Annotated in this window: 10 protein-coding genes; 5 read left to right on the top strand and 5 right to left on the bottom strand. The window is 66.4% G+C overall.

Annotated elements, in window-relative coordinates; all coding sequences use genetic code 11:
• Positions 1–691: 691 nt before the first annotated feature.
• From NAM01S_RS32115 to NAM01S_RS35515, 3 genes are read right to left on the bottom strand one after another with little or no spacing between them, the layout of a single operon-like run.
• Positions 692–1,657, bottom strand: coding sequence for a 3-carboxyethylcatechol 2,3-dioxygenase (locus tag NAM01S_RS32115; protein WP_067792763.1), 966 nt, complete (start codon positions 1,655–1,657; stop codon positions 692–694).
• Positions 1,658–1,712: 55 nt separating this feature from the next.
• Complete coding sequence (locus NAM01S_RS32110; protein WP_253799499.1) at positions 1,713–3,602, bottom strand: acyl-CoA synthetase; 1,890 nt, start codon at positions 3,600–3,602, stop codon at positions 1,713–1,715.
• Positions 3,599–4,465 carry a fumarylacetoacetate hydrolase family protein gene (locus tag NAM01S_RS35515; protein WP_067792760.1) on the bottom strand — a complete coding sequence of 289 codons (867 nt, stop codon included), beginning with the start codon at positions 4,463–4,465 and terminating at the stop codon, positions 3,599–3,601. Before NAM01S_RS35515 ends, NAM01S_RS32110 begins: the two co-directional genes overlap by 4 nt.
• A 163-nt stretch (positions 4,466–4,628) precedes the next feature.
• On the opposite strand from NAM01S_RS35515, the gene NAM01S_RS32100 reads away from it, so the two are divergent.
• From NAM01S_RS32100 to NAM01S_RS32085, 4 genes are all read left to right on the top strand, one after another.
• On the top strand, positions 4,629–5,141 hold the full coding sequence (locus NAM01S_RS32100; protein ID WP_067792766.1) for a TetR/AcrR family transcriptional regulator: 513 nt from the start codon (positions 4,629–4,631) through the stop codon (positions 5,139–5,141).
• A gap of 253 nt (positions 5,142–5,394) precedes the next feature.
• The gene (locus NAM01S_RS32095; protein ID WP_067792757.1) at positions 5,395–5,910 is read left to right on the top strand and encodes a VOC family protein; all 516 of its coding nucleotides are present in this window, start codon (positions 5,395–5,397) and stop codon (positions 5,908–5,910) included.
• On the top strand, positions 5,907–7,565 hold the full coding sequence (locus tag NAM01S_RS32090) for an FAD-dependent monooxygenase (RefSeq protein ID WP_067792754.1): 1,659 nt from the start codon (positions 5,907–5,909) through the stop codon (positions 7,563–7,565). The genes NAM01S_RS32095 and NAM01S_RS32090 overlap by 4 nt, the downstream gene beginning before the upstream one ends.
• A 29-nt stretch (positions 7,566–7,594) precedes the next feature.
• Positions 7,595–11,107, top strand: coding sequence for an indolepyruvate ferredoxin oxidoreductase family protein (locus NAM01S_RS32085; protein WP_067792751.1), 3,513 nt, complete (start codon positions 7,595–7,597; stop codon positions 11,105–11,107).
• 166 nt (positions 11,108–11,273) lie between these two features.
• Here NAM01S_RS32085 and NAM01S_RS32080 read toward each other — a convergent pair whose 3' ends face one another.
• The gene (locus NAM01S_RS32080; RefSeq protein ID WP_067792749.1) at positions 11,274–12,140 is read right to left on the bottom strand and encodes a fumarylacetoacetate hydrolase family protein; all 867 of its coding nucleotides are present in this window, start codon (positions 12,138–12,140) and stop codon (positions 11,274–11,276) included.
• A 46-nt stretch (positions 12,141–12,186) separates the two neighbouring features.
• Positions 12,187–13,131 carry an alpha/beta fold hydrolase gene (locus NAM01S_RS32075; protein ID WP_067792746.1) on the bottom strand — a complete coding sequence of 315 codons (945 nt, stop codon included), beginning with the start codon at positions 13,129–13,131 and terminating at the stop codon, positions 12,187–12,189.
• Between NAM01S_RS32075 and NAM01S_RS32070 the strand changes: the two genes are divergently transcribed.
• Positions 13,039–13,922 (top strand): IS110 family transposase (locus NAM01S_RS32070; RefSeq protein ID WP_307188712.1); only part of this gene is annotated, 884 nt, incomplete at its 3' end. The two genes, NAM01S_RS32075 and NAM01S_RS32070, sit on opposite strands and share 93 nt — an antisense overlap.

The following is a 13,922-nucleotide window of genomic DNA, read 5'->3' as shown; positions in this document are numbered from 1 at the left end:
AGTCGTTCGACTAGCGCCCCACGACTGGCCCTGGACTGGGTGGGCCTGCGCAACAGGGGGCGGGCTACCCGCCTGCCCAGCGCTACCTACACCCGGATATCCAGGCGCTGGTCGAGGACGGGAACCTGCTCTCCAAGCACCTACGGTCCCCAACTCCGGGTGGTCGGATGACGAAGAAGGCCCCTCCGACGCTGGTCAGAGGGGCCTTCGCCTGTGTCGGGCTGACAGGATTTGAACCTGCGACCACTTGACACAGGTTCTAGTCTTCTGAACGTGTCTCACGGATACCCAAAGCGACTGGCTGGAAGGCGATTTGGCGTTACGCTACTTCCCATCGCGTCCTGCAAATGCCCGTTGATTGCCGCTGAAAGTGTGAGATTTTGGTGAGACGCTGCGCGGCTGCCGCGCCGAGCCTGGTGAGTGAGAGACGGTGTCGAGTCGCGGCCACCCGCCTCGGCGTGTCGCTCGTCGGCACGCCGACTAATTGTCGCCATAGCGAATCCATAGCTAATGGTCGATTGGAAGTCTGTGAAGTGGGGTTGTGGGGTGGCTGGCCGCCGGTGATAAGGGCGCGCTTGCATAGTTGTCGACCTCAGCGGCAACTCGTCCCCGGGTATCGAGTCTCATCGGCGAATACCGGTGGCGATGCCCTGTCATCGTCTGGTCCATCCGTGCGGTCAGGCCACCGGAATCAAGAACTTCGAATCTCTCGACAGGATTCTTCGGGGATGGCGGTGGTGATGGCGAAGCCCGCGATCCATTCGGGAATTGGCAGGTAGAACCGTGACGTCATCCGGTAGGGGCCGGTCGCGGCCAGCGAGGCGTACGCCGCGATCCATGTGCGTACCTCGTGCGCGGAGCCGCCGCCTTCGGCGCCCATCCACTCGGGCGTCCAGTCATCGATGTCGGCGAGCCTGCCGTCTTCGAAGGTATCGAGGACGAGGTTGTCCCACCGCGGATTGATCGGCGCCATCGTGGTCGATCCCGACGCGTATGAGTGTCCCGCCTGCAACACCCGATGCTCGTCGCGTAGACGCTGTTCGGCAGTCGGCGGGTAGCCGTCGATGAGTGCGTCCGCGACGCGCCGCGGCGCGTTCTCGAGGATGGGAATCGGCGGGTCGTGAGACAGTCCGCCGGAGGCCACGAACAGGACTCGCATGCCGAGGTCTCGCGCTGCCGCACCGAGAGCTGCTCCGAGAGCACGGATTCGGTGCAGCGGACCGAATGGCGCTGCGACGCCGTTGACGAAAACGGGGACGACCGGAATGCGGTCCACCCCGCCGAACAAGATCTCCAGCGGCTGGACGAATCCATGGTCCACCGCCATCCGCGCGGAGACGGGCAGATCGATGCCGCGCTCGAGTGCACCGCGGGCCAGCTGCTTCGCCACGGTCGCATCGACCGACAGCGAGCCGGCTCGCGAACCGAAGTCGCCGACCGAATACGCTTCGGTCCCGAGGCAGAACGGCGGCATCTGACGGTAGAAGAAGCCGTTGTAGTGATCCGGTGCGTACAAGACGACCAGATCTGGCGCGAATTCGGCGACGAACGCCCGCGTGGCGGCGATTTCCGCATAGACACGCTGCAGAATGTCCGGGACCGGATCGTTCCTGCCGATGAGGGGTGAGTGCGACAGTCCCACGAGGGCAGTGGTCATGAGCCCGCTTCCTGGTCCGGGCGCACTACTGGATTCTCGGTCGGCGTGCTGACGTTCATGCGCCGGAAGTCCTCGAAGTCTCGATGTCGTGCCCGAAGGAGTACGCGTTCAAGCGCTCGCGGAACTCGCCGAGGCGGTCTGGGGCGGCATCGTTCGCGAGGATGATCTGTGCGTGCGGCCGGCCGTTACGGTCGCTCACCGTCACCTCGCCGGAAAGCTGCGCGTCCTGGAGTTCGCGGGACACGACACGGCCGACCGAGTCGTGCGCGAGGGCGACCTTGTTCACTTTGCCGACGGCGGTGAGCGGGATGGACGGGAGCGTGTGAATGAACTTCGGGACGGCGGCTGGTTCCGGCGCGTGCTGTGCCGCCCAGGCGGTAAGTTCACGGGGATCCGGATCGGCGCCCGGTCGCAACACCACATAGGCCGCAGGAACTTCGCCCGAATGCCGGTCGGGGCACGGAACGACCGCGGTCGCAACGATATCGGGATGAGTCAGCATCGCGTCCTCGACCAGGCGTGGATCGATGTTGTGGCCACCGCGGATGATGATGTCCTTGGCGCGCCCGGTGAGGTGGACGAAGCCGTCCGAGTCGATCCTGCCGAGATCACCGGTGATCAACCAGCCGTCGACGATCACACCCGTGGGATCCGGGACTGGGCCGTCCGGCCCTGGCCTGAGATACCCCGGAAACACGCTGGGGCCCTTGATCGCCAAGACACCGATTTCGCCCTGACCGCAGTCGCCGGACGGAACTCCGTCGGTTCCGATCCGGACGGCCTTGATCTGCTGATACGGCAGTGGAAGTCCGATGGACCCTGGTTTGCCGCCGATCATCGGACCGATGGTGTTCGCGCAGGTCGCCTCGGTGAGCCCGTATCCTTCGATCATCGAAACACCGGTGGCGGACTCGAATTCGGCGCGCACACGGCTCGGTAACGGAGCCGCGCCAACGATCCCGGCGCGCAGAGTGGAGAGGTCCACACCGTCGGGCACCGGTGGCAGGGAGGCGTACACCGTCGGAACCGCCGAGAAAGTCGTGACCCGATAGCGTTCGACGATTCGCCAGAAGTCTGTCACCGCCTCGCGATCCCGGAACCCGAGACTGCCCAGCGATACCACGGTGCCTCCCTTCGCGAAGGGGGCGAGAGTGGAGATGAGGATGGCGTTGACGTGGAACAGCGGCAACCCCGTCAGCACCACGGTGTCGCCGCCGAACGCGCCGTGCTGCCCGAGCGCCCAGGCGACGTAGACCTCGCTCGCGTGGGTGTTCGGGGCCACCTTGGGCACGCCGGTCGTGCCGCCGGTATGGAAATAGGCCGCGATATCGGACGCGTCCGGCCGACGCTCGAAGGTGAGCCCGTCCGCGGGCCGGGTTGCGGCCAGTTGTTCGAAATCGCCGACCCACGTGCCCGGGGCGGTGCGCACCGGCCCGCCGACGGAGACCAGAGCTCGCAGTGCGGGCAACGCTTCCGCGACCGCGCACGCCTTGTCCCAGCTCGCGGGGTCGAGCGCCGGTGCGGGCGCGACGAGTATCCGGGCCTCGGTGAGACGGAGAATCTCGATGATGTGCTCGGTGGCGAGCATCGGATTCACCGGGTTGGCGATGCCGATGGCCTGTGCCCCGAGCAGCGCAGCGTAGGTCGTTCCGGTGTTCGGAAGCATGAGGCCGACGACACCGCCGGGCTCGAGCCCCAGTGCGGCATAGAGATTCGCGGCCCGGGTCGTCCGTCGGAGTAGTTCGGTGTAGCTCCAGGTCTCCGGCTCGTCCCAGCGGTTCCCGCCGGGCAGCAGATGGAGAGCTGGCTTCTCGCCGTGCCGTCGCGCGGATCGCTCCAGCAGGTCGTAGATCGTGGCGGGCAGAGCGTGCTCGACGAGTGGTACCTCGGTGAGCTCGTCGATCGCGCGGGCGGTGGCCCCGAGGTCGTTCGTCGCGGCGTTCACGCGGCGACCACCGGGTTGCTCAGGACGCCGATCCGCTCGATCTCGACTTCGACGATGTCGCCTTCGCGCAGGAAGCTGCCGGAGAAGAGTCCGGCGCCACGCGGGGTCCCCGTGCAAATCACGTCGCCGGGCAACAACGTCTGGTACTTCGACAAATGCGAAACGATCTCGGAAATCGAGTGGATGAAGTTGCTCGTTCGATCGTCTTGGCGCAGTTCGCCGTTCACGCGGGTCCGAATACGCAAGTCGACTCGATCGGTGAACTCGTCCGCCGTGACCAGACACGGGCCGAGCGGTTTGAAGGTGTCGAAGCTCTTGGCCACGCCGATCGACGCGACGGCGTCGCCGGTCATCGCGCGGCGCTGGATGTCGCGGGCCGACACGTCGTTGGCGACGGTCAGTCCCGCCACGTGCTTCCAGGCGTCCTCGACGCCTACGCCGGTGGCCGCGCATCCGATCACGACGGCGAGCTCGCCCTCGTAGTCCACCTCCGCGGGAGCGACCCCGGGCAGGACGATGGGGTTCCTCGGTCCGGTCACGGCCGATCCCGCGGTGATCTGCAGATTGGGCTCGCTGGGCATCTCGATGTCGGTGCGGCCGATGGCGGCGAACGCGGCCAAGGCTTCCTCGGCGTGGCTGGGGAAATTGAGTCCGACGATGACGACCTTGCCCGGTCGGGGCACGGGAGCGTGCATCATCGCCGCGTCCAGGGGGATGTCGCGGAGCGTTCCGGCCGCCCGCGCGGCGTTCAGACCGGGGCCGTCGAGCAACTCGCCGAGATCCCGCTGCGGCAGGTCCAGGACGGAGAGCGTGCCCGCCCGGTCCTCGCGTGCGATTCCTTCGTTGGTTGTGTACAGACGCATCTCGGTACCTCCGCGATCGATGGCGGCAGCCTCACCGCTCTTGGCTGACAGTTAAGAGCAGTCCTGACTCGCAGTCAAGAGGTGGCAGTAAGCTCACGTCATGCCCAGGAATCGACAGCAGATCCCGAAGGCCGAGCGTGAAGCGGCCGTCGTCGAGCACGCTGTGGAACTCTTCGCCGCCAACGGTTATCGCGGGACGAGCGTGGCCGCGGTCGGCCGCGCCGCCGGTATCGCGCCCGCGGCGGTGCACTGGTACTTCCCGACCAAGGACGACCTGTTCGCCGCGGCGTTGACCTCGATCTTCGCCGCCGCACGGGCCACTGTGGAGGCCGATCCGGAGCTCGGCGGCGATCCGCGCAACGAGCTCGTCGGGCTGCTGGCCGCGGTGCAGCCATACCGGGCGCTGCACCGCGAGGCGTACGAGCGGATGGCGGAGTCGGAGTCTGTTCGGATCGCCTACGAACAAATTCAGCGATGGCTCGAGGAACGTCTGTTCGCCGCGATCTCGAACCGGCTGCCGAAGGGCGCCGATGTGGCGCTGATCGCCGATGCGGGGCATGTGTTGTTCGAGGGCGTTCTGGTCAGCACGCGCCGCCTGGATCGCCCGGTCGGCGATTTGATCGATCTGGTGACCGATGCGCTGGTCGCTTCCGCGACCGCAAAAGCCGCTCGCTGACGGTCGCCGCTGGTCGTGGCCGATTGATTCGGTGATTGCCCCGGGCGCGAGGCGTCCGGGGGGTCCGTGACGCCCTGGCTCAGGTCGTCGCTCTTGCCGACCACTGCCGCGTGCTCTGCTCTGCGCTGATGCGTCCATTCTGGCGGGGGATCGGTCCGCGCCACCTCTTGACTGCCATTCATGAGATCGCTATCGTGTCTTGAGTCACATTCAAGAGAACTTCTTCTCGCCACATCGCTCGGAGGTGCCAACGATGGCGTCACCCGTCAAACTCGCCCACATCGTGTTGCGGACCAATCGCCTGCAGGAGATGACCGACTGGTATCTGCACGTGCTCGAAGGTCGCGTGGCCTTTGCCAACGAGATGTTGGCGTTCATGACTTACGACGACGAACACCATCGGGTCGCCTTCATCGCGACCGGTGCGTCGGAACAGCCCACCGACGCCCACACCGGCATGCACCACATGGCCTTCACCTACGCCTCCCTCGGGGACCTGCTCGACAACTACAAGCGATTGAAAGCCGATGGCGTGCAGCCCTTCTGGAGCATCAACCACGGTCCGACGATCTCGATGTACTACCGGGATCCGGACGGCAACCAGATCGAGTTGCAGATCGACAGTTTCGCCACCGAGGAGGAGACGCAGGCGTTCTTCGAGTCCGACGCCTTCGTCACCAACCCGATCGGCGTCGACTTCGTTCCGGAAGAGCTGATCGCCCGATTCGAGGCGGGCGAACCGCTGGCGGAGCTGGTGAAGCGGCCGTGAGCGACGAACATATTCCGGTCCTGATCGTCGGCGCAGGCCCGGTCGGGCTCGCTACCGCGTACGTGCTCGGCACGCACGGCGTACGCAGCATCGTCTGCGATCAGTTCGACGGCATCAACCCGCACCCCCGCGCGCACGTGGTGAATACGAGATCGATGGAGTTGCTGCGTCATTGGGGCGTCTACGACGAGATCATCGAGGACGCGGTCGATCTGAACTGCGGGCTCAGCTTCGTCTGGAAGCACACCGTTTCCGGTGCGGAGTTCGGGCGGATCGACCTCGCCGACGCACCTGCGGAGCACCTGGCGAGACGGCTCGGGGCGTCACCCGTGACCGTCGGCTCGTGTGCGCAGGATCGGGTGCAGCGGCGGCTGCTCGAAGCGGTGTACCGGCAGGGCATGGCCGATGTCCGCTACGGTGCGCGCGTCACATCCGTGCTCGATCACGGCGACTCGGTCGACGTACGCGTCGAAACTCGCGACGGCGAAAAGCGATTCGGCGCCGACTACGTCGTGGCCGCGGAAGGAGCGTCCGGAAAGATCCGGCGTGGCCTCGGCATCGACGTCGAGGGCATTCCAGAGTTCGGGCGTCAGATCAACGTCTACTTCCACGCCGATCTGTCGCGCTGGACCGACGAGGATCCCGCCTTGCTGTTCTGGGTGCTCAACACCGCCTGCCCCGGCGTGTTCATCCGCATGGGCGGCAACCGCTGGACGTTCAACTTCGGATTCGACCCCGCCAGGGAGTCGGTGACCGACTACACCGTGGAGCGCTGTGCCGAGCTGATCAGGGGCGGTGTCGGGGCGCCCGACCTCGAGGTCGACGTGCGTTCGGTCGGGACCTGGATTCTCGGTGCGAGCACGGCCCGGCAGTATCGCAAGGGGCGAATCTTCCTGGCGGGCGACGCGGCGCACCAATTCCCGCCGACCGGAGGTCTCGGCATGAACACCGGACTGGTCGACGCGGACAATCTCGGGTGGAAACTGGCGGCGGTGCTCAACGGCTGGGGGTGCGAAACCTTGCTCGACACCTACGAATCCGAGCGCCGCCCCGTCGCGGTGGCCAATGCCGAAAGCAGCGTCGCCAACGCGATGAAGATGGCCGATGCCGGAATCGGGCCCAACACCCTCGACGTGGCCGCCCGGCTGGAAAGCTCGGACCCGGCGGTGGCAGCCGCCGAGCGCGAGCGACTGGCGAAATCCGTCCCTGCGCAGCGCCCCCACTTCGACTATCTCGAACTCGAGATCGGCTACGTCTACGGCGTCGGCTGCCCCTCGGGGACGGGGGCGGACCCACTCACCGTGGCGGTGCCCGGTGGCAGGCTCCCGCACGCGTGGATCAACAGAAACGGCGTCACCATCTCGACGCACGACCTGTTGATCCCAGGGTTCACGTTGATCACCGGTCGCGACGGCGCTGCTTGGGGACACGCTCTCGTCGAAATCGACACGAAAATCCCTGTGCAGGTGTGCGTGCCACGGCGTGACTTCGAGATCGCCGGACCCGGCCTGTGTGGTATCCCCGACACCGGCGCGATTCTGGTTCGCCCCGACGGGCACATCGCCTGGCGGACCGACAGTTCGTCGGCCACGGCCGCCCGAGACCTGGCGGCAGCGCTCGATTCCGCCTGCGGGGCAACCTCTTCCGTCTCCTGAACTTTCTCTTCGCTAGGAATCCCTCTGTCGTGACGAATCAATCAGCGTCGGTCGCTTCAGCACGTGACCGATATACCGTGCAGCACGGACGCCTTCATCTCACCGGAATCCAAGCATTGGCGAGGATTCCCGTGGATCTGCGCCGCGCGGACGAACGAGCCGGACGCCGTACCGCCTGCTTCATCTCCGGATACGAAGGCTCACCACTCGCCGGATATGACACCGAACTCGAACGCAACGCCGCGTTGCTCGACCGGCACGACATCGTGTTCCGCCCGGGCGTGAACGAGGAACTCGCGGCGACCGCCGTGCAGGGAACTCAGCTCGCCGCAATGCAATCCGACAAGCGCGTCGACGGCGTCAGCGCGATCTGGTACGGGAAATCTCCCGGGCTGGACCGCGCGGCCGACGCCGTTCGGCACGGCAATCTGATGGGCGCCCACCCCGAGGGCGGGGTGCTGGCCCTGGTCGGCGATGATCCGGCGGCGAAGTCGTCGTCCGTGCCGGGAGCCTCCGAGCTGCTCCTTGCCGACTTGGGACTGCCGGTGCTCTATCCGGCCGATCCGCAGCAGGCGCTCGACTTCGGCCTGCACGGCATTGCCATGTCGCGTGCCTGCGGGTTGTGGGTGGCCATGAAGGTGGTGACCAATGTCGCGGACGGGTCGGGAACGGTGGAGGTGGACCCGGACCGGATCCGTCCTGTCGTTCCTGATCTGACCGTGGAGGGCGCCGAATACCGGCACGAGGTGACCGGCCAGGTCCTGCAGCCTGCGCTGGGCGCGTTGGAGCGGAGCCGCGAGGGCGCGCGCCTGGAAATCGCCCGCCGATACGCCGCCGCGAACGGGCTCGATCGCATCACGCATTCCAGTCCTTCGGATCGCATCGGCATCATCTCCGCGGGAAAGACATCCCTGGATGTTCGGCAGGCCCTGTGTGCCTTGGGATTCGACGACGACTTGGCGCGGGGCGGTGTGCGGCTGCTCCAGCTCGGCATGATCTACCCACTTGAGCCCGGTGTCGTCGACGAGTTCGCGGACGGACTGTCCGAGATCATCGTCGTCGAGGAGAAGCGCCCACTGATCGAGACGGCGGTCAAGGGTCTGCTCTACGGCAGACCCGACGCACCCGCCGTCTCGGGCAAGCACATGCCGGACGGCGCGGCGCTTTTTCCGGCCGACGGAGAATTCGACCCCGACATCGTCGCGACCGGTTTGGCCGCGCGGCTGACCAGGATCGGTGGCTTCCCCTCGGTCGACGATTGGTTCGCGAAGTCGCGCCGTCGACGTGGTCCGATCGCGCTGCCTCTCGTGACCCGCACGCCGTATTTCTGCTCGGGTTGTCCGCACAACGTCTCGACGAAGGTTCCCGCGGGCGCCACCGTGGGCGCCGGAATCGGCTGTCACGCCATGGTGACACTGATGGACGCCAAACAGGTGGGCGAGGTGGTCGGGATGACCCAAATGGGCGGCGAGGGTGCCCAATGGATTGGTATGGCGCCGTTTCTCGCGCGCGACCATCTCATCCAGAATCTCGGTGACGGTACCTTCCATCACTCCGGCAGCCTGGCGATCCGAGCCGCGATCGCCGCCGGAGTCGACATCACCTACAAGCTGCTCTACAACTCGGCCGTCGCCATGACCGGTGGACAGCAGGCCGTCGGGCTGATGACGGTACCGGCCATCTGCGCGGCCATGGTCGCCGAGGGAGTCACCCGCATCATCGTCACCACCGACGATCTCAGGAGCTATCGTAAGGCGAAACTGCCGAAAGGCGTCGAGGTCTGGCATCGCGACCGGCTGATCGAAGCCCAAGATGTCCTCGTGGGCACGCGCGGTGTCACCCTGCTCATCCACGACCAGGAATGCGCCACCGAACTGCGACGCAAGCGCAAACGCGGACTCGCGCCGGAACCGGCGCAGCGGGTAGTGATCAACGAACGGGTCTGCGAGGGCTGCGGGGACTGCGGGGAGAAATCGAACTGCCTGTCGGTCCAGCCGATCGCCACCGAATTCGGGCGCAAGACGCGAATCGACCAGTCCTCGTGCAACAAGGATCTCTCCTGCCTGGCGGGCGACTGCCCCTCGTTCATCACCGTGGTGCCAGCGGGAAAGCGCGCAGGCAGTACCCGGGCGCCACTGCTCGACGCCGACGCCCTCCCGGAGCCGGTTTCCGCGCTCGACGGAACCCACACCACGCGCATCACCGGAGTGGGCGGCACCGGTGTGGTCACCCTGGCGCAGGTGCTCGGCACCGCCGCGGCGCTGGCCGGCCGCCAGGTCCGCACCTTGGACCAGACCGGCCTCGCGCAGAAGGGCGGAGCCGTCGTCTCGGACATCAAGATCTCCGCCGACCCGACCGACCAGGCGGCGAAGGCGGCGGCCGAGGAGTGCGATCTGTATCTCGGATGCGACATCCTGGTCGCCGCAGAGCCACGGTACCTGGCGGCGGCGAGTCCGGAACGGACGGCGGCGGTGATCTCCACCAGCGAGGTTCCCACCGGTCGAATGGTCATCGATACCGCCGTGGGTTTCCCCGATGTCGAGCCCATTCGGGACGCATTGCTCGCGACGACCCGCGAGGCGATCTTCCTCGATGCCCGGCGCGCGGCGAACGCCTTGCTCGGTGCCGACCAGTATGCCAACTTCCTGCTGGTCGGCGTGGCAGTGCAATCCGGTTCGTTGCCGCTGTCCCCCTCGGCTGTCGAGCAGGCCATCGCGCTCAACGGAGTGCAGGTCGAGGCCAACGTTCGGGCGTTCCGTTTCGGCCGCCTGGCCGTCGCGGATGCTGCGGCTTTCGAGTCGGCGGTAGTGGGAAAGTCGCTCGCTGCGGGCACGAATCGCGAACTGCCGCAGCGAGTCCGGCAATTGATCGCCGAGGTGGCATCCGGTCGTCGGAACGAGCTGACGCGGTTGGTCACCGTCCGTATCCCCGACCTGGTCGACTATCAAAGCTTCTCGTATGCAAGGGAATACGGTCGATTCGTCGAGCATGTGCGGCAGCACGAAGACGAACGGGTTCCCGGTTCGACGCAGCTCACCGAGTCGGTAGCCAGGTACCTCTACAAGCTTATGGCCTACAAGGACGAGTACGAGGTCGCCCGGCTGTCGGTCGACCCCGCCCTGCGCGCCGCCATCGAGGCGGAGTTCGGTCCCGGCGCCCGCATGTCGTACCGCCTGCACCCGCCGATCCTGCGTGCGCTCGGCATGCGGAGCAAGATCGAACTCGGTCCGTGGTTCCGGCCTGTCTATCGGCTGCTGACTGCCATGCGCCGGGTCAGGGGCACCAGGTTCGATCCGTTCGGCATGGCCGAAGTGCGTAGGCAGGAACGCGCACTGATCGCCGAATATCGTCGGCTGGTCGAGGAATTGCTGGCGGATCTGCGGCCCGAAAATTTCGCTCTGGCCGTCGAAATCGCCGAGCTGCCGGACATGGTTCGCGGATACGAATCCATCAAGCTGGCGAATATCGATCGCTACCGTGCCCGGGTGGTCGATCTAATGGACGCTTACCGCGCTGGCCACTCGACGGTTGGTGTCGCATAGGGCGATTCGTTTTCCCTACCGTGCGCCGGTCCTCGCCGTCGAGGACCGGCGCACAGGTGTATCGGCGGAGAGCGCAATCAACTCACTTGTGCGTTTGCTCAGTGGTGCATGCGAATCAGAACGGCCCGCCGCGGCGGAACGCCGGGCGGGCCGTCTGAGGAACGCGTCAGGCTGTCAGGACATGATTGCTGAGTATCCCGACGCCTTCGACTTCCACGTCCACGACATCTCCGTGTCGCAGGAAGCGCTCGGTGAACTGTCCCGCGCCGCGTGGGCTTCCGGTGGCGATGACGTCACCGGCTTCCAACGTTTGATAGCGGGACAGGTACGAGACGAGTTCCGGGATGCGGTGCAGCAAGTTGCTCGTCCGATCGTTCTGGCGCAGTTCACCGTTCACCCAGGTACGGATGCGCAGGTCGAGGGGCTCGGTGAACTCGTCGGTTGTGGCGAGGCAGGGACCGATGGGCTTGAACGTATCGAAGCTTTTGGCGATCGCTATCGAGGCGATGGGGTCACCCGCGTATGCCCGGCGCTGGATGTCGCGGGCGGTGATGTCGTTGATCACGGTCAGCCCGGCGACATGACGCCAGGCTTCGGCTGCGCCGACACCGGTGGCGCGGTGACCGATCACCACACCGACCTCACCCTCGTAGTCGACGTAGCCGGGCGCCACCGCGGGTAGCACGATCGGCCCGTCGTGCGCTGCCGCCGCGGATCCGGCGATGACTTGCACATTGGGCTCGGTCGGCAGGGTCACGTCGTGGCGTCCGGCTTCGGCGAACTTCTCCAGTGCCTCCTCGGCGTGGCTGGGGTAGTTCAGGCCGACGGCGAGAATCTTGCCGGGACAAGGCAGAACGGGGTGCAGGCTTGCTCGGTGCAGCGGCACGACCTGCCTCGGCGGCGCTGTCGCGGCGAGCTCGAGCCCGGGTCCGCGCAGCAGTTCGCCCACGTCCGCGAACGGGAGGTCGAGCACGGTGAGCACACCGGGGCTGTCCTCTCTGGCGATGCCCTGGTCTGTGGTGTAAAGACGCATGATGTCTCCTCGGCGAAAGGTGTGCGGTGGTCGCGCGATCGGCCGCTCAGTCCGGGAGCGACCCGAGGAACGACAGCAGCGCGGCGTTGACCTCGTCCGGTCGCTCCGCCTGAATCCAGTGACCGGCTCCGTCGAGGAAGGTCGCTGGTCCCATCGCCTCCGCCGCAGTGCGGAAGCCGGGGAAGTGCAACACCGTGTCGGCGGTGCCGCCGATGTAGCCGCAGGGCACGGGCAGCGCGGCAGCGTTCCACGCGGCGGTGAGTTCCCAGTTGCGATGGAAAACCCGGTAGCCGTTGAGGCCGCCGCGAAATCCGCTGCGGGAATAGGCGGTCGCGTAGACGTCGAGGTCGGCGTCGGACAGGAAACCGATCGGGCCCGCGGGGGCGGGAAGTTCGTCGATCAGCGTGCCGCCTTCCGGCACGGTCATGAGGAAGGGAACCTGTGGATTCTCGCCGGAGTTGGCGTAGATGATGCGTCGCAGGCTTTCGGTGACGTCGCGTTCGAGATCCTTTTCGGCGCGGCCGGGCTCCTGGAAATAGACCATGTAGAAGCCGGGCGGCACTGCGCCGTCGAAGGATTCGAGAATGCTGAGCGGGCCCCTGGGAATGTAAGGAACGGAGAGCCCCATCACGCCACGCACTCGATCCGGCCGCATCAGGGCGGCGGTGTATGCCGTCGACGTGCCGGCGTCGTGGCCGACGAAAGCCGCTCTACTGATGCCGAGTTCGTCCATCAGGCCGATCACGTCGCCGACGGTGCGGCACACGTCGTAGTCCTCGACGTTCGCCGGTGCGTCGGACTCGCCGTGCCCTCGCATGTCGAGTGCGATGACCCGGTAGCCCGCCTGTGCCAACGCGGGAAGCTGATGACGCCAGCTGTACCAGAGCTCCGGAAAGCCATGGCACAGGATGACCGCCGGGCCTTCGCCGGCTTCAACGTAGTGCAGTCGGACGCGATTGACCTCGGCATAGCGATGACGCAGGTCGGTCATGGTGTTCTCCCTAAGTTTGTTGGTGTCTGGGGTTGGTGCCCCGGATGCCCAGGGCGGTGGGGTGTAGCTGATGGTTTCTTGCTGTTGTTGTGGCTTCACAGGAATGGCTGCCCCGCCGTGCTGGACGCTCCGGCCTCTGATTGCCGAATGGTGGCCACCATGACCGGTGTGTTCCGCGGTGAGGGCAAGACCGACGCCAAGGACGCCCGCGTCATCGCCGACACCGCCCGCATGCGCGGGGATCTGCAACCGGTGACCGCGCCCGATGAGCTGGTCGCCGAGCTGACGCAGCTGTCGAGCTACCGCAGCGACCTGATGGGCGACTGGGTGCGCGGGGTCAACCAGCTGCGCGCCATGCTCGCCTCGATCTTCCCGGCGCTGGAGGCCGCGTTCGACTACTCGACGCGCTCGCCGCTGATCCTGGTCGCCGGACTGTGCACCCCCACCGAAGTCCGCGAAGCCGGAATAGACGGCGTCACAACGTATCTCACCGACCATGGGGCCTGGCGCAAAGGCATCCCCGCGATGGCAGCCCAAGCGGTCGCCGCGGCCGGAACCCAGGACATCGCCGTGCCCGGCGAAGCCACCACCGCCACACTGATCAAGCGGCTCGCGGTCAAACTGCTCGATCTGGATCGCGAGATCAAAGACCTCGACAAACAGATCACCACCCGCTTCCGCGAACACCCGCAGGCCGCGATCATCGAGTCGCTGCCCGGCATGGGCCCACACCTGGGCACCGAGTTCCTCGTGAACACCGGCGGCGACGCCGTGGCCGAGTTCACCACCCC

It is taken from the genome of Nocardia amikacinitolerans NBRC 108937 (assembly GCF_001612615.1).
GTDB lineage: Bacteria > Actinomycetota > Actinomycetes > Mycobacteriales > Mycobacteriaceae > Nocardia > Nocardia amikacinitolerans.
The sequence above is the reverse complement of the archived record's forward strand: the minus strand, read 5'-3'. Positions and strand labels throughout refer to the sequence as shown.

Coding starts and splice junctions, on each gene's coding strand:
- NAM01S_RS32115 (WP_067792763.1), bottom strand. CDS start 1,657: ATGACCACTGCCCTCGTGGGACTGTCGCACTCACCCCTCATCGGCAGG.
- NAM01S_RS35515 (WP_067792760.1), bottom strand. CDS start 4,465: ATGCGTCTGTACACAACCAACGAAGGAATCGCACGCGAGGACCGGGCG.
- NAM01S_RS32095 (WP_067792757.1), top strand. CDS start 5,395: ATGGCGTCACCCGTCAAACTCGCCCACATCGTGTTGCGGACCAATCGC.
- NAM01S_RS32080 (WP_067792749.1), bottom strand. CDS start 12,140: ATGCGTCTTTACACCACAGACCAGGGCATCGCCAGAGAGGACAGCCCC.
- NAM01S_RS32075 (WP_067792746.1), bottom strand. CDS start 13,131: ATGACCGACCTGCGTCATCGCTATGCCGAGGTCAATCGCGTCCGACTG.